Origin of the sequence: Puia sp. P3, from assembly GCF_050632245.1 — a bacterium.
In the GTDB taxonomy this organism is placed as follows: domain Bacteria; phylum Bacteroidota; class Bacteroidia; order Chitinophagales; family Chitinophagaceae; genus Puia.
The window spans coordinates 3,682,260-3,701,948 of record NZ_CP192583.1; the positions used below are offsets into that span (position 1 = coordinate 3,682,260).

Sequence of the window (19,689 nt, forward strand, 5' to 3'; positions counted from 1 at the left end):
CAACTGGTGTCATTTGAGCGAAACCGCCTTTTGGATTTTGCAGGATGATTAATCTCAATATATAGCGGAACTAGAAAATGGAATATCTGCGCAATCGGGCAAACCTTTCTTAGCTGTTTCAAGATTCTGAATTCAAAATTTAGTGGCCAAAAATGTCCCGTATAAAATCGCGGTTGAAATTCCTGTTAGGCAATACCCTTCTTTTCAAAGTATCCATCTCCCGAACAGCATCTGCAATTTCCTGCCACCACAGTCCTGGGGCGCGCAATTCCAGCACTTGGCGAAGCTGCCCTGGGTTTTCTACCCACCTTGTCGCCCCACCGTTCACCCGAACTAATGAAAAAGGAATGGATACCCCTCACGCTCTCACGAACATAGAAAGGTATCCAATTCTTGTACATACAATGGGTAACCTGTCCGACCAGGCCACCTTCGGAAGTATTCGTTTCACCAAAAGACCAAATATTTACGGCAATTACGCGAATTAGCTGCTTATCTTCTGCAGTTCCGATGTGACGTTCTTGATCAGGAGACATTATTTCAGCTTTAAGGAATGTGTAAATTTTGAAGGGAACAAGCTACTATTCGGCAAAACACTGAGCTATTCGGATAGCAATGTGACGTCTGCCATAATAAGAATAGAGATAGCACACAAAGCAGATTCACCGAATGAAAAGTGTAGTTATAGAGCGCCGGCGGCTTCCTTTCTAAAGGCCCCTTTCGGCAACTGCCAGTCGGAAAGGATCATCGGCGCATTAAAGCTGGTTTAACGCTTGATCCACCCAAAATGGGTCGAGATCCTCCAATGGTGTCCCAGCAGCCACCGTTTCTAAAATGTTTCTTCGGGCATACAGTGTAAAATGCAGCCGTCGTTCTGTGGCCGCAATTTTTTGATCTTCCCAGAGTCAATTGAAGCAATGGTCGCCCAGATATCAGGGGCACTAAATATGCACATCTGACAGCTACACCGGTTCCAGCCCAGCATATAAGCAGGATGTGGTTGGATATGCCAACGGGAAATGATTTCCCAAATGGCAGATTCAGGCCATTCCAGGACTGGACGCCACTGGATCGCTTTCCGCTTCTTTGTATTAGCTTTATACAGATCAATATTCAAGTACTTGCTGCGGCCGAGGCTCTCTTGCCTTCGTTCTCCGGTAAGCACCACCAGGCTATGTTGATACAAGGGATGATGGGCCACTACGCTATGTAGAACGTCAATCTTAACGGTAGAACTGCACCACCTGGTCAGTAGATTGGAAGAGACAGCTGGAAACTTCAACCGGGTGTTTATAGCGGTCTTGTTTGAAGGAATGCGAAAATACGGGCCGCCAGGCTCCTTTTGATATAGAATATCCTGGCGGGGCTCTCTGTTGCGGAATATTTCGCGGTAAATGCCGCCCTCACGATAAGAGAAAAACAGTGAAAGACCGATGGCATCCGCAATAGCTTTGCAATAAGACTTTGTACATGGCCAATCAAATAGATTGGGGCCTCCCCATCGACGTCGTGGTGATGAAGGTGGATGCGGCGCCTGTCCACACCCTGTTCCAGTAGGTATAAAACCATTGCGATACTGTCTTTTCCACCAGAAAAAGCTACGATAATGGGAAAAGTACCATCGCGGATATAAGACAATATTTCTTCGTCTCCAAAGCTAAGGGTGTCTTTCATACTTTTATTTTGTTGAACGCAAGGTGAATTCGGTTCCTTTCGATCTACTTGCTGGCGTAGCCAGGTAAATTGCGAATAAAACTATGGTGCTCGTAAGCTGTTGTGCATCTCGCTTTAAAATAAGTGAAGTCATTCTCTGGTCGTTGTTGGCTCACTAACCATGCCTTTATGAAAGTTATGGCATCAACATCTTCCTCCAGGTATGCCTTTCCGCTAGACTTATAAGAAAATGATGTTATCATTTTTGAGATACCAAGCAGCTCCAGCGTGTGTAAGGGCACTTCGAGCCAGGCGTGGCCGGGATCTTCATGGAAAATGAATTCCTGTGGCAATTTCTTGCCGTTCTCTTCAATAGACATACAAATTGATTAAATGATTAGGAAATAAAGTCAGGTATGGACTTAACGCCAACCCATCATGGAAGAATAGTACTCATTACAGGATTGACAATACCCGTTTGCGGTAGGTTCCTCTGCCCAGCAGTCCATGCAGTATAGGGATTTGGCAGGCCATTGGCGTGAGACGGAACTACGCCAATATCCAGGTCCTTCAAGTATGTGCGGAAATCTGGCGTTTCCCATCTGATCAATAATTGAGGTAACCAAATTGAAACAGTGCTCCACGCTGTCAATGTTGACATATTCATGATCAGTATGCGGATTAAAATAGCCGCAACTTATATTAGCCGCAGAGCAAGAAAGGCCACAATCCTTAAGAGCCATTACGTCGGTCATCAGACCGCTTACCATTTGATAATTGAAGATGTCAAGCAAAGGGCCAATCTGAAATTGGAATTTGGAACTCGACAGCTCTACGCCTGCCGCTTCAACAACAAAATCTTCATTCCCTTGTCTGTCACATTGCAAGACAAAATTGCAATTATCAAAAAAGGCCATGTCGGCTTCATAGCTGCCTTCGCATCCCGTTTCTTCGTCTCTGAAAAAGGCGACTTTGATAGTATCAAATAATCGCAAACACTCGAGCGCTATAAACACGCCCACCTTGTCGTCTCCGCCAATTCCCGTCTGAATCATTGTAGCTTGATTGATCCCGATGATATTTCCATCAATTGGGACAGCCGTCAGGTTCTCGACGATATCATGGACAGTATCCATATGTGCCACCAAGCAAGGATATCCACCATCGGCGTTGCCTTTGGTGACGTAAATATTCCCATTATGGGTATAAAAGGCGCAGTCCGGGACCGACTTTACTTCGCGGATGATTTTTGCAAACATCCGGAATTGGTCGTATGAGACGGTTTGAACTTGTAATATTTCAATTAATTTATGCTGGTTCATGGTAAATAGATTTAAGCCCGTTGCAAGTCGGCGTTAGCATCTTTGTGATAAATCTCTCCGTCAACTATAACGGAATCACATTTTAAGATATAGGAGTCGTGAATGTCACTCCAGATACAATCAGATTTGAGGTGCCTCACACCATCGTAATCGGACAAAACAGTATCTTCGACACGATAAAAACATCCATCGACCTCAACGATGCCTGGATCTTGATTCCACCAGACCTGTCCACCTACACTAGCTGTGTTCTCGAAATGAGTCCTATCGCCGCTATGAACGCCGTGTGTGATTAGCGATGCGTCATCTTCATCTAACCAGCATTCATCTATTTCGTCCCATAATTCCCCCATCCTTGTACCATCGGAATTTGCATAGGTAAATCGTCCGCTCTCGAAGTTTTTTAAAGTGCCTGCATCGCCATAAGTAAACGTATCAATGTATGGATAAGAGCTAAAGACAGTGTTGGTCCTTACAACAAAATGTCTTGTAACTTCGTCGCCTTTTTCATTGATAAAGATGTCTTTATCGTCTTGAGACCGGTAGTCTTTTTTATGCCACCAACCGCTGTCAATGGCATAAGCTATGAACAGCTCGTACATAAAATCGTTAACGACATAAATCCTATCCATTAAGGTGATGTTGTCTTCTAAATCCCAAATGAGGGCTCGACCACAGAGCAGGCCTTCTTCATCTAGTAAAATGAGAATACGAAGACTCTCACAGTATTTATAAATATCCAAATAGTCGCCGTCACCATTCATGCAGCTGTTATTTAAGCTTCCTCCGCCAAGTGCTATTTCCATATCGTATATCGAAGGAATATCACGATTTATCCTAATTTGGAAGGAGAGCCTATCGGAAAACTTTGCCTTATACGAATTGGCAAAACCTTCGAAATCTGAATCTTTGAAAAGCTTCAGCGCTTTTTTTGTAAATAGTTTTCGGATGACCTTCCCGGGTTTCCCGTCTTGCCTGCCCTGTCTGGACCATTCTCCGTCTGCATTGTACCTTAGTTGGCGACCGGCCGGCAAATAGCTGATGTTTCCATCTGCCCGGAGGGAGAGATAGTTAATCTCATCGGTGGTCAGCATTAAGCGATAGGAAGGATAATTGCAATAGCGAGCGTTGAACAACGTTTTAGCGATCTTATTTTTGGATTCGCATAGAAAAACCAAGAAAGAATCGGAATATGTAATCATAATGAGTGCTAATTGTATTGATGATAAACTGATGGACCGGACGTAAATCCCGCATCGTAGTAGCGGGCAGAAATTGCTTTGATGTTGGAGGGGCACGCAATAGCGCTCCCACCTCCTGATGGATGGCAGGTATGCTCATACGAACTATTTTTTAGTGGAAGGATTAAAAAAATCAGCACCTATCTTTGTATGCTACGCCATGGCCCAAGGCAAGAAGTTTCTTTGCGGCCAGATTAAAATCTTTATTGCATTCTAAAAAGGCGTAGACGCGATGTGGGCTGTATCCCTTGTCAGCCTCGAATATCGAGTTTGTTGTGAAAACCTTGAATAGCCTCAGTTCGTGGTGGAAATCTCCGGAGGTATCCTTATCCGTATCACCCGGACGCCGAAAGTACGTTCGAGGGCCAACCCGTCTTACGAGTATCCAGCCATGTCTTTGCAAGCAATCAATTACCTCATCAGTTTGATTGTAGGCAAAAAATGGGTCATTCTCAGGGGACTCCTCCTTTATCAAAGGCCTTGGAGGTGGAGGCGGCGGATCTGGATGATATTCATTAAAAGAACGAGCAGTTTGAATAAGCACCTCCCTTTCGGCCGAATCAATCCTCGGTATACTTCGAAGATCATTGCAGACAAACTGATAACCATTTGTCGGAGGGACAATAATAATTCCCCCGTTTGACCGGGTTTCCAAGAGGCTCCTGGCCGGTTTGTTGGGGTGAATGATCAGCTTCTTCCGGGGTGCTCGGGCGCTGGGCGAGGATCAGGTTTCGACCTACATCCGGACATCTGTAATAAATGTGATACCCGCCATTCCTGGTAGAGGCTATCACCAGGCGCCGGAGCAGACCCGAATCACCCGCCCTAATGGCTGCACAAAAGCGGTTCATTAAAGTTCCGGAAAGGTCATATTTACAATCAGCATCCAGGCCCTCAAAATCTCCGCTTATCTTCCCGCAGACGACAGCAATGCCATATGTTTCTGGTTGATCGAATACATGGATGATTTTGCGGTCGGACATCAAAAATTGCTGATATTTTCGCCAGTAACCCGGTGGTCTTTTTGTTGCCAATACTGGCACTACGGACAGTCCCGGGATTTATACCCCAAGGCTATCTCTGATAAATTGGGCATGCCATATTATTTAAGGGTGAAAGCCGCCTAAGCCCTAATAGAAATGAGTACAGGGTTAGTCAACTGAGACTTCCAGGCGTTCCGGTTCGATATCGAAGGCATTTCCCTCCTGATCAGCGACCGTGACATATTGGTAATGGGTGCCTGTAACCTGGCCATCGAAAGCGTGCTGGTGAAGGTCGGAGTAAATAGGGTCAGGCACATGCACCTCTGCCTTTAAATGGATGGGATGGCCATTTCTGTCTTTTACAACTTCTGTATGGATAACCAGGTTGGTCACGCTGAAGGAATCGCTCAGATAATATCCTCGGGGCAGCGTGGATTTCATGGCGGCTGCCAAGGCCTCGTCTACTGTCTCCGCAATAATGGGAACGGTGCCGGTCATAATCCACTGGACAGGTACGTCATACCGAAATAGAGTGTCGGGGTGGTAAAGCATCGCTTCGTTCCGCGCAATTGGCTCGACTGGTTTCATATAATTATTTTTTTCATTATTAATTATTGGTGATCAAGTCTCCTATTTCAGGGACTCGTAGGCTGCGATGATTTTTAAGCTCATTTGCAGGGCCTCTTCCTGGCGATCAGGGTTCTTGTCCGGATGCCACTGCTGGATCAACCGTCTGAAGGCCGATCTTATTTCCGCTTCAGTGGCATTTAGGTTTACGCCTAAAACCTCGTGTGCCGTCTCGTTGTGGCGCTCAAGGATCGCTGCGGCTTCTTCTTTGGACATGCGTTGATGGAACGCCTTTCGCCACTCGTCTGCACTCCCGAATCCATGGGACGCATCGTAGGTTTTATACCCATCCAGGAAACCTCTCTTTTTTGGCATAGTCAGGCTTTTTGAATGTTTACTTCCATGGGTTGCTCATCACAAGGCAGGTCAAGGGCGATAAGGTGTTTACATTTGCGGTGTCTTATCCAACCGGGGCAGCTGCAAGCCCAAAACCGGTGACTTTTGTTTTGGGAGATGATATAAACGCGGTTGGAGGTTTCGCTTTTACCTCGAACCGGAACTGCCATTGGTCGTTGTCGGGCAATGCTACATCTGCAGCTATGCGAAGTGTGGGTAACATATTGTTAAATGATTTGAATTTTTAGATAATAGAAGGGCCTGCCCTTCCGGACAAGCCCTTGTAGTTAATGGGTACAGCCTGCCGGCTTCATTTCCTTCGGGGGAGAGACAAAGTGTAAAAAAGGAACCTGTGCCGGTGATTATCGGAAATTGAAGGATTAAGCTGCGAGCCTGTTCTTTAGACTATGAAGACCGCTCAGCTTCTTTTTAAGGTTCTTTTGCCGCTTCTTGGCAATGGTTGCCTGGCCCTTTTCAATACTGGTTACGTCGATACCAGCCCCAGCTGCGACCTGATACAAGAATTGGGAGGCAAGATCTTTAGGATTCGCCGCCATATTGTGGCGTAAGATAGCCTGGCGCACCATCCAAGCGACAAGTTCGGGATCCATGGTGGCGAACTTTTCGTAGATAGCGTTGAATTTAAGTTCGTTGACCTTTTTCTTCGGAAATAGTTTCCTTAGTACCGTATTCTGCTGTTCCCCATAAAGTGCGGAGTAGACGAAAAAGTGCGCTGTGGCCACATCTGCCGGACCGGCGAGCTTAGCATCTTTGCCGGTCTTCATCATCTGTTTAAACAAGTCGTGAATTTTGGCAAAGACCTTCTCCCGGTCGAGTTCCCTGGTTACGCGATTCGCGCCGTTTGCAAGTCTCTTCATGGTTATCGATCATTTCAGCACTCGCCAAGCTCATCTTTTACCGCCTCGACCATGGCTTTATTGGTAACGATAGCGGCGATTGGAAGTGATCTGCTATATACCGGCTGAGCAGCAGGGACTTCTTTATAAAAGATGATAGGAGTAATTTCGCTTTCCCGTACTAAAAGGCCGGTGAGTATTTTCCCTTCAAGCACATCCGACTGATAGGCTGCCATTTTTGCTTCATAGGTCTCTAAAGCCGCCGCATAAGCTTCTTCATCGGTGCCGGGCTCTGTTTGTCCTTCCCAGAATTTCGGAAAATCCGTGACAACAGGCTTTACGGGTTCTGCACAGGTCTTTACGGAGTAATAGCTGAAACGGGGTAGCTTTGCAGCATCCGGTAAACCCTCTAACCGGAGCTCCATTACCCGCGACGGTTGGCCGTAAAATACCAATGCCTGGGGTTTTGTCTCCTCAAAGGCAGTGCGAAGCTTTAAAATGAAGTTCGCGTTGCATTTACGGTTAAAGCATTCGGTTTTTAAGCAAGTGCTGTTAGGCTCAGATTCCGGGAAAAAACTCAGGACAACGGCAGAGTTATGCGGACAAGCGATACAGGCCACCACTCCTTCAAGCAGCGCCGGATCAGTGGTGTCAAAGGGGGCATTTTCCAGACTGTATCTGTATTGATCGAGCGTATCTTCCAGATGGTACAAAGTAAAGTCTTCATCTTCCTTCCAATTGCAACAGTACTCATTAAAAAAGTCCTGCTGGGATTCGGCAGACAAGATAGCAATATCAAGTGCCTGCTGAATGGTAAAGAGGTCTTCCAAGAACATTTCCTGTATGGGATCGATCAGATCGTTAAGGCGCATTCTACCGTAAACATATCCTTTTGCTTTTCCGATCCTCGCGGCGACTTCCTCTACAGTACCATAGTCAACGAGCATTTCAGACACAAGCTCTGCCTCCTCCATAGGGTGAAGATTCTCCCGGAAAGCATTTTCCGCAAATCGAAGTCGTCGTGCCTCGGCGTCCGGCACATCGCAGATCTTAGCAGGTATATCTTTCAACTGCGCCATTGAAGAAGCGCGATAGCGACGTTCTCCGGCAATCATTTTAAACCGGCCGTCCGGCTTAGGCTGTAAGAGAACGTCCTGCAGCACACCATTGAGCTTAATGTTCTCCGCAAGTTCTGCTAAACCCCGTTCCTTGAAATGTTTGCGGTTTTTGGATCAAGGTCGATGAGGTCGAGTGACACCAGCTGCGATTCTGGCATCTTTGGTAGCATAATAGCCAGGAGTTGATCTAACGAATGAGGAACCGCGGTTTCAGATGGTGACGCTTCGGGCAAAGATTCCGTGTTCTTTTTCTTTTTTGCCATACAAGTTGTGTTTTATGATTGATTAAAAAATGCGATTAGCCACATTGATTGATTAATGTTGCTGAAGGAACTCACGAGCAATATGGATAGCCTGGGGTGTGAGCTTCCTTTGCCACGCTTTGTTCGAAGGTGACCACACAAAGCCTTCACGCCGTAGCGCCTTGCAGATATCGGCGGGTGGTTTAGCAGGGAAGATGATCTGAATGCGGTCGAGCTCATAGTTCAGAACCAATTGCCGTCCGTTGATCTCTTCGGTAATGTTTCGTAGGGTGTCAGCCTTCAACTGCTTTTCCTCCAGTTCCTTTAGACGACCACTGAGCCTCCGGATTTGGGCATTGTTATTACTTAGCTGATAGGGCTTGAATCCAGTTCGTTTTGACCAATCTGGCGTCAAGAGTTGAATTATCTGTGTCTTTGCAAAACCCAGTTCCTCCAATTGTTCATTGAGGTGGTCGTCGTTTTTTCGGATCAGTTTGTTGGCTGCGACCATGATCCGCTGGTAACGCATCCGCTGCTGAAGATTGAGCCGGACACGGTCCAGTTCACAGGTTTTGGGCTTTAGTCCTTTAATAATGGCCTTTAAAGCTTTACTACGCCAAGATCTAAAATTGTTATAATGATTGTCCGCCCAGTTCGATCGTTTCTGCATCCTGGCGGCCGGAAAATTGGATGGACCAGCGATAAACCAACTGACAACATTCGAATGGCTAGATAGCCAGGCCCTTAAGAGCGACGTATACTTATGGATATACCTGACAATAATAGCATCGAGTTGATCAGCAGGCAAATCTGGCGGTGCTGCTTTTTGAATTAGCAGAAGGTCATCATTTAGCTCTGCAGTGAATTGGTTGATGGTAGACTCGCCCATACGCTCTGGAGAGGATGAGGTACCATAATAGGCTTGTCTGGCTAAATCTCGTAAATGATCTAAACTAATGGCCATAGTAAACAAAATTTATGCGAGGCCCTGTGCAGTTATGGAAGAGCCTCCGATGACGAATACTTAAAGAGGTGTGGTGAAAGATGTGCGACAAGAAAGATCAATCTTCCAATGCCCGGTTGCGACTTTTCCGGATGTTCTGCGAACCATACTTTTCTCGAATTTCTTCCATGGTCTTGTTACCGCCGCGAGTAACACTAAATTCTTCCGGCCTGTAGTACCATTTAATCTTTTTCGAAGCGAATTGGAGACCCGCCGCCTTGAGAGCTTCTTTAACAGGCCGAGTATCACCAGAAACCCATATCCAGTGACCGCAGAGCTCTATATCAATACCCGGCAGATGGATGATCTTTTCGATTACTTCCCGATACCTTTGGGAAAGGTTCATTTCTTCCTCGACCTTTTCTTTTTCCATGTTAGCAGCCTTGAGGATATAGGCGCAGGCGTAGGCATATTCCCGGTTGATGGCCTGCATCGTTTCGGTATTACCGCCGCGGTCCGGGTGGTTTTTCATGGCCAGATCACGATAGGTCGATTTGACCTCATCCAAGGTTGTACAGTGTTTGAAGTATATCATATAAAAGAGATTTTAATAAAAAATGCACGCGGATCGCTTAGGGGCATAGGTCGCCCGCAGCAATGATTAGAGTGCTGATTTTGTCAAACGCAATAAGTAGGTAGAGTTATCTTATTGGACTAGCCAGGTTATCGAACCCCTTGTAATGGGAAAGCAGGTAGTGCTTATTGCCTATGACACCATAGAAGCTGGTGAGAAACGAGGTTATTATCACGGTCGAAATCGGAGTTATTAAAGGCAAGCACTTTGAAGCTAACGTCTGATTCCTTTTTGATGGCGTATAAAAATGTTCTTATATGGTTGTCATAACCATAGACGGATTCATAGAAGCATATGCTATTAATAGGGTGCTGGGCGCCGTCGGCACTTCTGACAGAATAGTTAGCCAGGTGGATCATCGTATTAGTCTCTAAAAATATACTGCTGCGGTCATCGGTGTATTTCGATCGCTGGTCAATACAAAGCCGGATGTAGGTTCTTGGCTCAGTGCCGGGATCCTTCTCAATTCGCCTTATAACTAGAAATGCGGATAAATTTTTATCCTTTCTTGCTTTGAAGAACATGGGGCTTTCGATCTTCATATTATATAATTTTTTTAATAATAATTATCGCCGTCATCATTACGAACGGCGAAAAACAAAAGCGCCACACACCCCGGGGGCCCCTTCCCCCTTCCTCAATGCTGTGGCGCACAAAGCCCAAAACGAGCACAAAAGCCCAAGCAGGGCGCGAAGCCCAACGCACGCACCAAACCGTTTTAGGAAGAGGGGGAAGGGGGTGGGGTGTATTTTTGTGGCGCTTTTTCGCCGTTCGTGATGATCGGTTTAACCTTTTCTTAGCTCGTTAGCCAGTAGGCTCTGTGAGAATGCTAGAGTGTAGCTTACAGTTGTTGTAGGAAAGAGAGTGAGGAGGGATAGAATGGAGGAAAAAAGATGGAGAGTGTATATGTTGAATGCCTGGAAAATGTATTGTACAAATTTCTCACTCAGATTTTCCAGACGTAGATTGGGAAAGAAAGCCGAGCCGCTTGCAGCGATTGAGACCTTTCAAGGGATTTCGTAAGTGAAGTAGATTGACTGGCAGTGGCGTTATGTAGTCTTTTCCGGCCAGAATAAGGGAGTTATCGCGACGGAGGTCTGTGACAGCGGATAATATCTGCTTCTGGGTCGAGTAGGCCATGTAAGGCAGACAGAATGTATATTTTGTCGGGTTTTTCTTTGAGCGCGTAAGTGCCGTGGATGAAGCGAACGGGTGAGTTCTTCCTATCGAAAAGATAACTTTCTAGGCTATGCGAATTTCCTGGACGATCCGTTTGGTAAAAATTCTATGATCTACTTTATACAATCACTTCAAAAAATGTAAGTAAATTCCGGTGATGGTCTAGTGCGGGAAATTCCCTATCGCCCCAGGGTTGATTTTCGACTACCGTATCGGGTTTATAGATAGCGCCTTGCTTTTTATATTCCTCAAACAATTCATCTACTCCCTGTACTTCGATACGGCAACTTGCTGTGCCTGCCAGGAAACTTTCTGCACCACTACAAATAGGATTTGATGCCAGAGATGCTCCTTTTGCTTTCCAGCTTTCATCTCCGGACTTCCATAGGTGTATTTCCACTTCATCACGAACTACTATGCAAAATCCTTCGTCATAATGACGAACTGTAAAGCCTAGTTTAGTTGTATAAAAGTCGATTGATTGTTTTATATCCTGGACAGGCAGAGCGGGAATTGTTTTCTTCATTTTCATGCGCAACAAGATTGATTCGTTTGAATTGGCGGGCAGGACACGGTGCCGTAGCTGCAAAATACGCAACAATCACCCTGCTTTGGCTTTAATATTAAGTCGCAATTTGTACACTTATAGAAGTATTGGCAAGCGTCTACAGGCATTGTTTCCTCCTTCTGGAACCCACAATTGGGGCAAGTGATTGTCGACAGTAGCGTTATTGATTTTTCCATTTTATTAGTTTTTATCGCAGCATGACTTGCCGTCTTCTTTTGAACAGGATTTATCTTTATCACATTTTTCTTCAGATGCTATACAAAGCTCTACGCGGGGCATTTTCCCTTTACCTACGTACTTTTCGCCACTTGCCTGGATTTGGCCTTCCACCTTGTAATATGTTTCAGTATTTAAGTCATTGTAAGAGGAGATTGAAAGGAACAAATTTTCGTATATCTTTTCAATATCTCCTTGAAACTGTTTTTCATACGATGGTTTAATAAGACCTTTTTCTTGTATTCTATGATGGTATTATGTGCAATGATACCGGCTTCTTCTTTACTGAGTAGATCAACTTCTTTGCCTTTAAACCATTCATCGGTATTGGGAAAGGATTTAGCGTATTCGGCTGCTTCTGTTAAGGTCAATCCAGCTAGCTTAATATTGTGATTTTTGCTAACGGCGTCAATAATTTCAGTTTTTCTTTTGTTCATCCGCATTGGCATTCCATCTTATGGCTACGATTGTTCCCTTTTTATTTAGCCATGCCCCTTCTACTGCATTACTATGCTTTTCCAAATCAATTAACATAAATTTTGCTTTACTGCCGCAGCCTATAGATGGCGCAGCATGGCAAACTAAAGGAGCTTCATAAAATGAAACTGCTGTATTGGACGCGTTCATAAAATCATAACTTTTTACTGTATAACCGGTTTTACTAATAGCTGCTTCAATCGTTTTTACGTCAACTTTTGATAAATCAAAAGTGACCAGACTACTTTTACTTGTATAGGAAGTTTTATAAGCAAATACCCCATTTACTTTGGATAATTCATTATTTACTTCTAATTCACAACCTGCACAACTCATGCCTTGTATTATAAACTTTACCTGTTGCCTGTTGTCAATCATTGGAGCCGTTGTTGCCTGTACTTTAGGCTTCGGATAGAATGTTTTTGCATACAGTGGAAAAGTCATCATTAGAATGGCAAATACTGTCACTATACCTAGAAACGCTTTTGACTGAAAGAATGAAGCCTTCTTTATTGTATCGCAATTACAGTCCATTTCATTTGTTTTAACTGGTTTTAGTTTAAGATACCACGCAACTGCCAATACAAAGATTGATACCCCTATTAAATAAGGTCTTGCAGGCTCTATCCGAGGAAAGGGATGCGGCTATGCTGCTACTACCAGCAAGCAATGCAATAACCGGTGTTATACAACAAAGGGAAGCTGCTATAGCGGATAAGACCCCTGCACCTGTAAACGTACCGGGAGATTTAATGCTTATCATATTGTTTCCAGTTTTTGAGTATTTTGATCAATATGTTTGAAGAAAGGCTTTAAGATCTTCAAGTTTTCCTGTGTAAGTGAATAATAAATTGTTTGCCCTTCTTTCCTTGTCTTTACAATATTCCCGTCCTTTAATTTCCTTAAATGTTGTGATACGGCCGGGATGCTCATGCCCAAAATATCAGCAAGGTCGCAGGGACATAGTTCCTTTTCTTCTTCCAGCAAGTAAATAATCTTCAGCCTTACTTCATTACCCGCTAAAGCTAAAATACCGGATAGCTGGCTGAATGACTTTTGCGCCGCTTTCAGATTGTTCTTGCAATTCTTTATTTGTTCCTGGTCTGCAAATAACCTAATACAAGTATTATTCTCCATATAGTAAAGGTAGGTAAAATTATTATTTAAGCAAATACTTAAATACAAATATCTGCTAAATACTTCAACTTCCATTGACTATCCACAATATAGGGCTCGTCTTATAATTTCATCCTTTGAATCCTCACCGCATTCAAAATCGCCAGCAAAGCAACCCCCACGTCCGCAATGACCGCCTCCCAAAGCGTTGCTATCCCCCCGGCTCCAAGAATCAGGACAAAGACCTTAACGACCATAGCCATACTGATATTCTGCCAGACAATACCACGGGTGATCTTTCCAGCTTTGATGGCCGATACGATCCTGGACGGCTGATCGTTCTGGATGACAATGTCGGCCGTCTCGATGGTGGCATCGCTGCCCAACCCTCCCATCGCAATTCCGGCATCCGCCAGAGCTACTACGGGTGCATCATTCACCCCGTCGCCGGCAAATGCGATCCGTCTGCCGGCGTCCTTCAATGCCTGTACCTTCTCTACCTTTCCGTCCGGCAGCAGGTCACCATAGGCTTCATCCAATCCCAGCTTTTTTGCTATCTCATCCACCACAGCCTGTTTATCGCCGGAAAGCATTACTGTCCTCAAACCTAACCCGTGCATCGCCTGTATCGCGCTCATAGCGTCCTCCTTCACCTCGTCCGCAATCGTAATATAACCCGCATACTGACCGTTTACCGCTATGACTACCACAGTATCGACTATCTGTCCAACCTTTTCCGGAAAAGCTATTCCGTATTTCTGCAAAAGCCGGACATTGCCCGCCAGCACTTCCTTTCCTTCGATGATCCCTTTCATCCCATGTCCTGACACCTCTTCTACCTTTTCCGCTTTTACTTCTGCTGATTTATCTCCTGCATAGGCAACGACAGCCTTTGCCACGGGATGGGTGGAATTCTTCTCTATACCAGCGGCCAGCCGGACCAGCGCCTGTTTCTCCATGCCTTCCGCCACTACCTCCTGTACCTTAAAAACCCCCTTGGTCAGCGTACCGGTCTTATCCATCACCACGGTATCTATCTTGGTCATCACATCCATAAAATTGCCGCCCTTGAACAAGATGCCATTTCTGGATGCCAGCCCGATACCCCCGAAATATCCCAAAGGAATGGATACCACCAGCGCACAAGGGCAGTCGATCACCAGGAACACCAGGGCCCTGTAAAACCAGGTGGCAAAAACATAATACTCCACAAAAAAGTACGGCAGCAGGCAGACGGCCAGGGCCAGAAAAAAGACAATGGGTGTGTAGACCCTGGCAAACCGTGAAATAAACAGTTGCGTCTGTGACTTCCGCGCGGTAGCATCCTGCACCATGTCCAGGATCTTACTAAGTTTACTGTCCTTAAATAAAGCACTAACCTTAAGTTCCACCACAGTATTAAGATTGATCATACCCGCCAGGACAGGATCACCCTTATATTTGCTATCAGGCTTGCTTTCCCCAGTGAGAGCGGCAGTATTAAAGGAGCCTTTTTCAGAGATCAGTTCGCTGTCCAATGCCACCTTTTCCCCTGCTTTAACCTGTATAGTATCGCCGATTTTAACCTCACCCGGCTGCACAACCCGCGTTTTATTGTCTTTCAATAGGGTAACCTGGTCGGGTCGTACGTCCAGCAGAGCTTTGATACTTTTCTTCGTTTTATCTATAGCTGCATCTTGGAACCACTCCCCAATACAATAAAAATACCATAACCGCTACACCTTCGCTATATGAACCTATATAGAATGCACCCAACGTAGCCACTGTCATTAGAACGAACTCGTTGAAAAAATCAGCTCTTTTGGCTTTTCTAAATGCAAGTCGTATTACTCTCCAGCCTGCCAATATAAATGCCACAAAATGTATGGCAAAATCCGCCCATTTCACAGGAACGATCTTAAAACCATATCGCAAAGTTAACATGGCTGCCAAAATCACAAAGGCAAATAATAAATCCAAATGGGTTTTCCATCCAGGCTTATTTTCATCGGTATTATGATCATGATCTTCCTCTCCACCCTCCTCTTCAAGATGGTGGTCATGCCCGTCGTCGTCGTTATCCAACTTATCCTTAGAATCTTTTTCAAGATCGTCAAGAGAATTATTATGCGAAATCTTGTTTATTTTCTCTTCGCCGTTATTCATAATAAATGAAATTTAATGGATAAAAAATGTCACAATTCCAACGACAATTAATACTATGCCCGTGATTCTCTTTTCGTGATGCTCCATAAAAGCTGAATTAATGAGACTAGATCCTCGAAAAGCCAACATCACAAATGACATGATACCAGTCACACTGATAATGGCATAGATCAATCCAAGCAGCAGAATAGCCTCTGTACCAAAAGCACCAATAGCTAAAAAAGGCTCTGAACTTCCGGGCAGGGAGATAAAAACATCATAAGGACAAAAAATAGTATCACCTTTTTTCTTGATTTTCTATAAACCTTCACGTTGTCATCAACCGGATCAGCGTGATAAGACCTGTGTATGGAAAAGTATACTAACCCAAATGCAATCATCAATACAGGAGCAATGATATGAATATAATCCTCATATTTATGCGCCAAAGTGCTGCCTATAATACCTAGTATTGTCCCCAGTATTACCGTTCCCATTACATGCGCTGTCGCGGTAACGGAGGATATTAAGAAAAGCTCAGACTTTGACCATCTCTCTGTCCTGGCAATGGCAACAAGAGGTAACCAATGATTAGGTATAAGGGCATGTATAATACTTAATATTATCGTACCTGTTATAATGCTGTACATTGACTTGTGTCTGTGATTAATTAATAAAAAAAGTTGCAGAACTACTATCTGCAACTTTTTTGAAAGGGTATTTAAACCTGTTTATGAGGTAAATACCTGAACCATTCCCATAAGTGATGCGAGAATGATGAGGCATTTCCAGCAATAGGTATTGTTCATTTTCATTTTGTTTAATTTGATGAATATAAAAATACATTATTTAAACTTTTATTTTTGTTAATATTTAGAAGGCACTACTCAGCGTTCTCTTCACCCTTTTTAGCCAATTTTACAATATCTCCTTTCGTAAATAGAATCGATTTTAAGATAATACGCCACTTAGGTTTTTTCGAAGTAAAAATTCAAGATCCATTCCAAAATGCTTAAACTCCTCCTGCTGCGCGTCTTCCATAATTGACTTAGCATCTGCATCCTTTTCAACAGATATGCGTTGCTCATACCATCCAATTGCTTCAGCTTCCTCTGTCAGGGCAGTGATCATACGGGCAAATGTCCTGGCTTCATCGGAAAGTTCCTCGGGCGGTTCATGATATTGATGGAATCCCATACGCGTTTAATTTAGAGTGGCTAATTAAATTACAGATTTATAAATAAATGAAATAGACTTATACTGAATCTTCCGGTCTTGTCGTTATTAAAATATTCTTCAAGTTATCCTGAATTTCTTCCGGCAGTGTTTCCCTTTTATTAAACTCCAAACAAAGTGTCTCGCCCGCCTCATCAACCGTAAGCTCATAAAATTCATCAATATTTCTATCCAAAAAAACCGCCTTATTTTCACCTTGCACTTTTTTCGCCATTGTCGTAAACTCTTCTCGCCATTTTTGAAACTTCAATCCGTCCATATACATCATTTTAAAAATTAATCATTCCCAAAATTAGAAAGAGCAAAAAGCCTCCAAAAAATACGCTGGTATGCCACACAGTTTCTTTCTCTTCGTGCGCCTCCGTTAGCAATTCTTCCGTCACCAAAAAAAGTAGCGCAGATAGGCCGAATGATAAAATTACTTCCATTGAACTATCTGAAGTTTTGTGCAATAAAGTCGCGCCAACTACAGCGCTTATAAAAAAGACTAACGCTAGGCCGCCAACTAATATCATCGTGCGCCTTTTTGAAGTATTCTGATTTCTTAACTCTGTGGCCGTTGCCATACCCAATGAAAGCAATTCTATGGAAAGGGCAATGGCCAATAACACACCTTCTTTATTTCCCGCTGCAAAGCCTATGCCCAGCAAAACACCGTCAATACAAATATCTATGCCAATCGCTACTAAAAGACCAATCGGTAAATTATATTGACCGGAAGTTGCAGTTTTTTTAGACTCCGAAAATCTTCTTATTCCTATCATCAAAATAAATCCCAGACAAAACCCAATGAGCACCTGTAAAGGCTTATGTTCTTTAATTACATCAGGAAGTATCTCGACGGCAACAACAGAAAAAACAACTCCAGCGGCAAAATGCAGGATGAGGCTTCTAATATTTCCATTCGGCGTTTTTAAAATAGCAATGACACTACCTGCCAACATCGTAAAAACAGGAATCAATGAAAAAGTATTATTTTCTCAAATAATGAATTCATAATTTTGTTTTGAACAGTTATTCTTCCTCGCCTTTATTCGACATTTTTGCTGAAACAAAGAAAGCACCCTTGGTGACAATTTTTGTCCCAGGACTCATACTTTTTACCAGTATCACTTGTGTAAATCCGACATCTGAAACTCCCCCTGGAAACTGGAATTCTTTTGAAGTGTTCTATTTTATCTTTTTTCCCCGACTTTACCGTATCGGGAATTGGTTCTGCTTCGATAAAAATATAATCCTGACCGGCATTGGTCACAATTGCATCGGTCGGAATTGCAGGGACAGCTACAGTGCTTGTACTGATAATAGCTGTAATATTCATACCGTCAATCAAACCATTTTTCCCTCCCTTTACTACGGCATGCACGGGAATCGTCTTAGTGTCATTTGCAAATGCAGCACCGATCGAATAGACTTCCGCGTCATACTCTTTATCCTGCATATTCGTAAGCGTAAAATGAATTATTTGCTTATTTCTAATCTTTGGCAGATCCTTTTCATATACAAAGACGTCCAGGTGCAACTGTGAATTATTCACTATACGGGCTATAGGGGTTGATGCATCGACATTTGAACCGATCTGTGCCATAACATCGCTGATCGTTCCACTAATTGGAGCAAGAACGTTCAACGTAGTAGTTACCAAGCCGTTATTCACGTTTTGCAGAGAAATACCCATTGTAGTTAACTGTTGTTGCAGTGCATTTCGGGTGGCTCTCAATGTTTGTAATTCAGTATTTACCCGTTGAAGGTTCTTCAAAGGAGCGGCATTACCTTCTGTTAACTCCTTCTGGCGGGTTTGTTCGATCTCGGCAAGATTGATCTGAGCGATCGTGGTTTGCAGCTCTCTTTGGATTTGTGCCACATCGGGGTTGATAATAGTGGCGATAACCTGCCCTTTATTAACAACTTTGCCGGGCTGTACCAGTAATGTCTTTATTACGCCATTGGTAACTGATGTTACCAACGCTTTATTTTGATTAGGTACAGTAAGTATGCCGTTTGCTTTTACCGTTGCCGTAAGGTCCTTTAATTTCAGCGTATCTGTTTCAATGCCTACAGCTTTCATTTGTGCCGCATTAATTTCTACGATATCACTTTCAGGTTTGTCGGTCTTGGTCTCTTCCTTTTTTGATCCTTCTTCTTTCTTTTCAGTTTTGTCATTTTTACAAGCTGCAAAAAGAACAATCACTGTAAGTATCATTAATAATGTTTTCATTCCTGTTGGTTATTTACCTGTTTAAATAATAGTTGAGTTGTATTGCCGACTGATTATACTCATTGAGTACATCCAAATAATTCCGCTGGATATCTATGGCCTGTGTCAGGAATTGAGACAACTCCGCAAAACTTATTTCACCAGCCCTGTACGAAAGATTAGCCGCCTTGATGATGGTTTCTGCCTGTAGAAGGCCCGTGCTTTGATAATACTCCAACAAGTCATTATTTTTTTGCAATTGTTGGTATGCCTGCTTGTAGTCGGCGCTAAGAGACAACTTCTGATACTCAAATACTTTCTGTTGATACTGCTGTTCTATTTGACCTGCCCTGTAGGAGTTCCGATAGCTACCTCTGCCAAAGATTGGAATCCCGACTGAGACAGAAAATCCCGAATAATACGGAGAAACTCCATAAAGTCGTTGTGAAAAAAATCGTCCCTCAAAATTCGGCTTACGGCCTTGTTTTGTTACATTCAACTCCGCCCCGGCGATAGCCGTATTCTGCTGTTGTAATTGTAAAAGGGGATGATCCTGAAATGTTGAATCTATAAAACTATCTGGCACTTTCGTGAGCAAACTATTATTTGCCAGAAATGCC

Annotated in this window: 28 protein-coding genes; all 28 read right to left on the reverse strand. The window is 43.7% G+C overall.

Annotation, left to right across the window (positions count from 1 at the left end):
- Positions 1-829: 829 nt before the first annotated feature.
- The 28 genes from ACQ86N_RS22500 to ACQ86N_RS22635 all read right to left on the reverse strand — a co-directional run bounded on the left by ACQ86N_RS22500 (position 830) and on the right by ACQ86N_RS22635 (position 19,667).
- Entirely contained in the window at positions 830-1,282 is a 453-nt protein-coding gene (locus tag ACQ86N_RS22500) for a phosphoadenosine phosphosulfate reductase family protein (protein WP_431217071.1), read from the reverse strand.
- Positions 1,283-1,290: 8 nt separating this feature from the next.
- Positions 1,291-1,674, reverse strand: a complete 384-nt coding sequence (locus tag ACQ86N_RS22505) for a hypothetical protein (RefSeq protein ID WP_431217072.1) — start codon at positions 1,672-1,674, stop codon at positions 1,291-1,293.
- 44 nt (positions 1,675-1,718) lie between these two features.
- Positions 1,719-2,033 (reverse strand): hypothetical protein, encoded by a 315-nt coding sequence (locus ACQ86N_RS22510; RefSeq protein WP_431217073.1) that lies wholly within the window; start codon positions 2,031-2,033, stop codon positions 1,719-1,721.
- A gap of 42 nt (positions 2,034-2,075) precedes the next feature.
- The gene (locus tag ACQ86N_RS22515; protein WP_431217074.1) at positions 2,076-2,975 is read right to left on the reverse strand and encodes a hypothetical protein; all 900 of its coding nucleotides are present in this window, start codon (positions 2,973-2,975) and stop codon (positions 2,076-2,078) included.
- An 11-nt stretch (positions 2,976-2,986) separates the two neighbouring features.
- Positions 2,987-4,177: a hypothetical protein gene (locus ACQ86N_RS22520; protein ID WP_431217075.1), complete on the reverse strand. Its 1,191-nt coding sequence runs from the start codon at positions 4,175-4,177 to the stop codon at positions 2,987-2,989.
- A gap of 623 nt (positions 4,178-4,800) precedes the next feature.
- Positions 4,801-5,259, reverse strand: coding sequence for a hypothetical protein (locus ACQ86N_RS22525; RefSeq protein WP_431217076.1), 459 nt, complete (start codon positions 5,257-5,259; stop codon positions 4,801-4,803).
- A gap of 108 nt (positions 5,260-5,367) precedes the next feature.
- Positions 5,368-5,787 (reverse strand): hypothetical protein, encoded by a 420-nt coding sequence (locus ACQ86N_RS22530; protein WP_431217077.1) that lies wholly within the window; start codon positions 5,785-5,787, stop codon positions 5,368-5,370.
- A gap of 42 nt (positions 5,788-5,829) precedes the next feature.
- Complete coding sequence (locus ACQ86N_RS22535; protein ID WP_431217078.1) at positions 5,830-6,141, reverse strand: J domain-containing protein; 312 nt, start codon at positions 6,139-6,141, stop codon at positions 5,830-5,832.
- A 2-nt stretch (positions 6,142-6,143) separates the two neighbouring features.
- Positions 6,144-6,332: an SWIM zinc finger family protein gene (locus ACQ86N_RS22540; RefSeq protein ID WP_431217079.1), complete on the reverse strand. Its 189-nt coding sequence runs from the start codon at positions 6,330-6,332 to the stop codon at positions 6,144-6,146.
- Between the two features lie 210 nt (positions 6,333-6,542).
- The gene (locus ACQ86N_RS22545) at positions 6,543-7,040 is read right to left on the reverse strand and encodes a hypothetical protein (protein WP_431217080.1); all 498 of its coding nucleotides are present in this window, start codon (positions 7,038-7,040) and stop codon (positions 6,543-6,545) included.
- A 14-nt stretch (positions 7,041-7,054) separates the two neighbouring features.
- Positions 7,055-8,197: a ParB/RepB/Spo0J family partition protein gene (locus ACQ86N_RS22550; protein WP_431217549.1), complete on the reverse strand. Its 1,143-nt coding sequence runs from the start codon at positions 8,195-8,197 to the stop codon at positions 7,055-7,057.
- Positions 8,198-8,214: 17 nt separating this feature from the next.
- Positions 8,215-8,400 carry a hypothetical protein gene (locus ACQ86N_RS22555; RefSeq protein WP_431217081.1) on the reverse strand — a complete coding sequence of 62 codons (186 nt, stop codon included), beginning with the start codon at positions 8,398-8,400 and terminating at the stop codon, positions 8,215-8,217.
- Between the two features lie 52 nt (positions 8,401-8,452).
- A complete protein-coding gene (locus ACQ86N_RS22560; RefSeq protein ID WP_431217082.1) occupies positions 8,453-9,343 on the reverse strand; it encodes a hypothetical protein in 891 nt (296 codons plus the stop codon).
- A 97-nt stretch (positions 9,344-9,440) separates the two neighbouring features.
- Complete coding sequence (locus tag ACQ86N_RS22565; protein WP_431217083.1) at positions 9,441-9,890, reverse strand: hypothetical protein; 450 nt, start codon at positions 9,888-9,890, stop codon at positions 9,441-9,443.
- 191 nt (positions 9,891-10,081) lie between these two features.
- A complete protein-coding gene (locus ACQ86N_RS22570) occupies positions 10,082-10,498 on the reverse strand; it encodes a hypothetical protein (RefSeq protein WP_431217084.1) in 417 nt (138 codons plus the stop codon).
- Positions 10,499-11,253: 755 nt separating this feature from the next.
- Complete coding sequence (locus ACQ86N_RS22575) at positions 11,254-11,667, reverse strand: bleomycin resistance protein (protein ID WP_431217085.1); 414 nt, start codon at positions 11,665-11,667, stop codon at positions 11,254-11,256.
- Positions 11,664-11,879 (reverse strand): GDCCVxC domain-containing (seleno)protein, encoded by a 216-nt coding sequence (locus ACQ86N_RS22580; RefSeq protein WP_431217550.1) that lies wholly within the window; start codon positions 11,877-11,879, stop codon positions 11,664-11,666. Before ACQ86N_RS22580 ends, ACQ86N_RS22575 begins: the two co-directional genes overlap by 4 nt.
- A gap of 174 nt (positions 11,880-12,053) precedes the next feature.
- Positions 12,054-12,356 (reverse strand): hypothetical protein, encoded by a 303-nt coding sequence (locus ACQ86N_RS22585; RefSeq protein ID WP_431217086.1) that lies wholly within the window; start codon positions 12,354-12,356, stop codon positions 12,054-12,056.
- On the reverse strand, positions 12,337-13,023 hold the full coding sequence (gene merTP, locus ACQ86N_RS22590) for a mercuric transport protein MerTP (RefSeq protein WP_431217551.1): 687 nt from the start codon (positions 13,021-13,023) through the stop codon (positions 12,337-12,339). The genes ACQ86N_RS22585 and merTP overlap by 20 nt, the downstream gene beginning before the upstream one ends.
- 132 nt (positions 13,024-13,155) lie before the next feature.
- A complete protein-coding gene (locus tag ACQ86N_RS22595; RefSeq protein WP_431217087.1) occupies positions 13,156-13,533 on the reverse strand; it encodes an ArsR/SmtB family transcription factor in 378 nt (125 codons plus the stop codon).
- 101 nt (positions 13,534-13,634) lie between these two features.
- Positions 13,635-15,206 (reverse strand): heavy metal translocating P-type ATPase, encoded by a 1,572-nt coding sequence (locus ACQ86N_RS22600; protein ID WP_431217552.1) that lies wholly within the window; start codon positions 15,204-15,206, stop codon positions 13,635-13,637.
- On the reverse strand, positions 15,172-15,657 hold the full coding sequence (locus ACQ86N_RS22605; protein ID WP_431217088.1) for a hypothetical protein: 486 nt from the start codon (positions 15,655-15,657) through the stop codon (positions 15,172-15,174). Before ACQ86N_RS22605 ends, ACQ86N_RS22600 begins: the two co-directional genes overlap by 35 nt.
- Positions 15,658-15,872: 215 nt before the next feature.
- A complete protein-coding gene (locus ACQ86N_RS22610) occupies positions 15,873-16,286 on the reverse strand; it encodes a hypothetical protein (RefSeq protein WP_431217089.1) in 414 nt (137 codons plus the stop codon).
- Between the two features lie 301 nt (positions 16,287-16,587).
- Complete coding sequence (locus ACQ86N_RS22615) at positions 16,588-16,833, reverse strand: hypothetical protein (protein ID WP_431217090.1); 246 nt, start codon at positions 16,831-16,833, stop codon at positions 16,588-16,590.
- Positions 16,834-16,891: 58 nt separating this feature from the next.
- Positions 16,892-17,131 (reverse strand): hypothetical protein, encoded by a 240-nt coding sequence (locus ACQ86N_RS22620; RefSeq protein ID WP_431217091.1) that lies wholly within the window; start codon positions 17,129-17,131, stop codon positions 16,892-16,894.
- A gap of 10 nt (positions 17,132-17,141) precedes the next feature.
- Positions 17,142-17,834, reverse strand: coding sequence for a ZIP family metal transporter (locus ACQ86N_RS22625; RefSeq protein WP_431217092.1), 693 nt, complete (start codon positions 17,832-17,834; stop codon positions 17,142-17,144).
- 68 nt (positions 17,835-17,902) lie between these two features.
- Positions 17,903-19,090 carry an efflux RND transporter periplasmic adaptor subunit gene (locus ACQ86N_RS22630; RefSeq protein WP_431217093.1) on the reverse strand — a complete coding sequence of 396 codons (1,188 nt, stop codon included), beginning with the start codon at positions 19,088-19,090 and terminating at the stop codon, positions 17,903-17,905.
- A gap of 13 nt (positions 19,091-19,103) precedes the next feature.
- On the reverse strand, positions 19,104-19,667 hold the full coding sequence (locus tag ACQ86N_RS22635; RefSeq protein WP_431217094.1) for a TolC family protein: 564 nt from the start codon (positions 19,665-19,667) through the stop codon (positions 19,104-19,106).
- Positions 19,668-19,689: the final 22 nt, after the last annotated feature.

What these genes read in the sequence shown, in the direction of transcription:
- ACQ86N_RS22505 (WP_431217072.1), bottom strand. Translation starts at nt 1,674, where the DNA reads ATGAAAGACACCCTTAGCTTTGGAGACGAAGAAATATTGTCTTATATC.
- ACQ86N_RS22510 (WP_431217073.1), bottom strand. Translation starts at nt 2,033, where the DNA reads ATGTCTATTGAAGAGAACGGCAAGAAATTGCCACAGGAATTCATTTTC.
- ACQ86N_RS22515 (WP_431217074.1), bottom strand. Translation starts at nt 2,975, where the DNA reads ATGAACCAGCATAAATTAATTGAAATATTACAAGTTCAAACCGTCTCA.
- ACQ86N_RS22520 (WP_431217075.1), bottom strand. Translation starts at nt 4,177, where the DNA reads ATGATTACATATTCCGATTCTTTCTTGGTTTTTCTATGCGAATCCAAA.
- ACQ86N_RS22530 (WP_431217077.1), bottom strand. Translation starts at nt 5,787, where the DNA reads ATGAAACCAGTCGAGCCAATTGCGCGGAACGAAGCGATGCTTTACCAC.
- ACQ86N_RS22535 (WP_431217078.1), bottom strand. Translation starts at nt 6,141, where the DNA reads ATGCCAAAAAAGAGAGGTTTCCTGGATGGGTATAAAACCTACGATGCG.
- ACQ86N_RS22540 (WP_431217079.1), bottom strand. Translation starts at nt 6,332, where the DNA reads ATGGCAGTTCCGGTTCGAGGTAAAAGCGAAACCTCCAACCGCGTTTAT.
- ACQ86N_RS22545 (WP_431217080.1), bottom strand. Translation starts at nt 7,040, where the DNA reads ATGAAGAGACTTGCAAACGGCGCGAATCGCGTAACCAGGGAACTCGAC.
- ACQ86N_RS22555 (WP_431217081.1), bottom strand. Translation starts at nt 8,400, where the DNA reads ATGGCAAAAAAGAAAAAGAACACGGAATCTTTGCCCGAAGCGTCACCA.
- ACQ86N_RS22560 (WP_431217082.1), bottom strand. Translation starts at nt 9,343, where the DNA reads ATGGCCATTAGTTTAGATCATTTACGAGATTTAGCCAGACAAGCCTAT.
- ACQ86N_RS22570 (WP_431217084.1), bottom strand. Translation starts at nt 10,498, where the DNA reads ATGAAGATCGAAAGCCCCATGTTCTTCAAAGCAAGAAAGGATAAAAAT.
- ACQ86N_RS22575 (WP_431217085.1), bottom strand. Translation starts at nt 11,667, where the DNA reads ATGAAAATGAAGAAAACAATTCCCGCTCTGCCTGTCCAGGATATAAAA.
- ACQ86N_RS22580 (WP_431217550.1), bottom strand. Translation starts at nt 11,879, where the DNA reads ATGGAAAAATCAATAACGCTACTGTCGACAATCACTTGCCCCAATTGT.
- ACQ86N_RS22585 (WP_431217086.1), bottom strand. Translation starts at nt 12,356, where the DNA reads ATGAACAAAAGAAAAACTGAAATTATTGACGCCGTTAGCAAAAATCAC.
- ACQ86N_RS22595 (WP_431217087.1), bottom strand. Translation starts at nt 13,533, where the DNA reads ATGGAGAATAATACTTGTATTAGGTTATTTGCAGACCAGGAACAAATA.
- ACQ86N_RS22605 (WP_431217088.1), bottom strand. Translation starts at nt 15,657, where the DNA reads ATGAATAACGGCGAAGAGAAAATAAACAAGATTTCGCATAATAATTCT.
- ACQ86N_RS22610 (WP_431217089.1), bottom strand. Translation starts at nt 16,286, where the DNA reads ATGTACAGCATTATAACAGGTACGATAATATTAAGTATTATACATGCC.
- ACQ86N_RS22615 (WP_431217090.1), bottom strand. Translation starts at nt 16,833, where the DNA reads ATGGGATTCCATCAATATCATGAACCGCCCGAGGAACTTTCCGATGAA.
- ACQ86N_RS22620 (WP_431217091.1), bottom strand. Translation starts at nt 17,131, where the DNA reads ATGGACGGATTGAAGTTTCAAAAATGGCGAGAAGAGTTTACGACAATG.
- ACQ86N_RS22630 (WP_431217093.1), bottom strand. Translation starts at nt 19,090, where the DNA reads ATGAAAACATTATTAATGATACTTACAGTGATTGTTCTTTTTGCAGCT.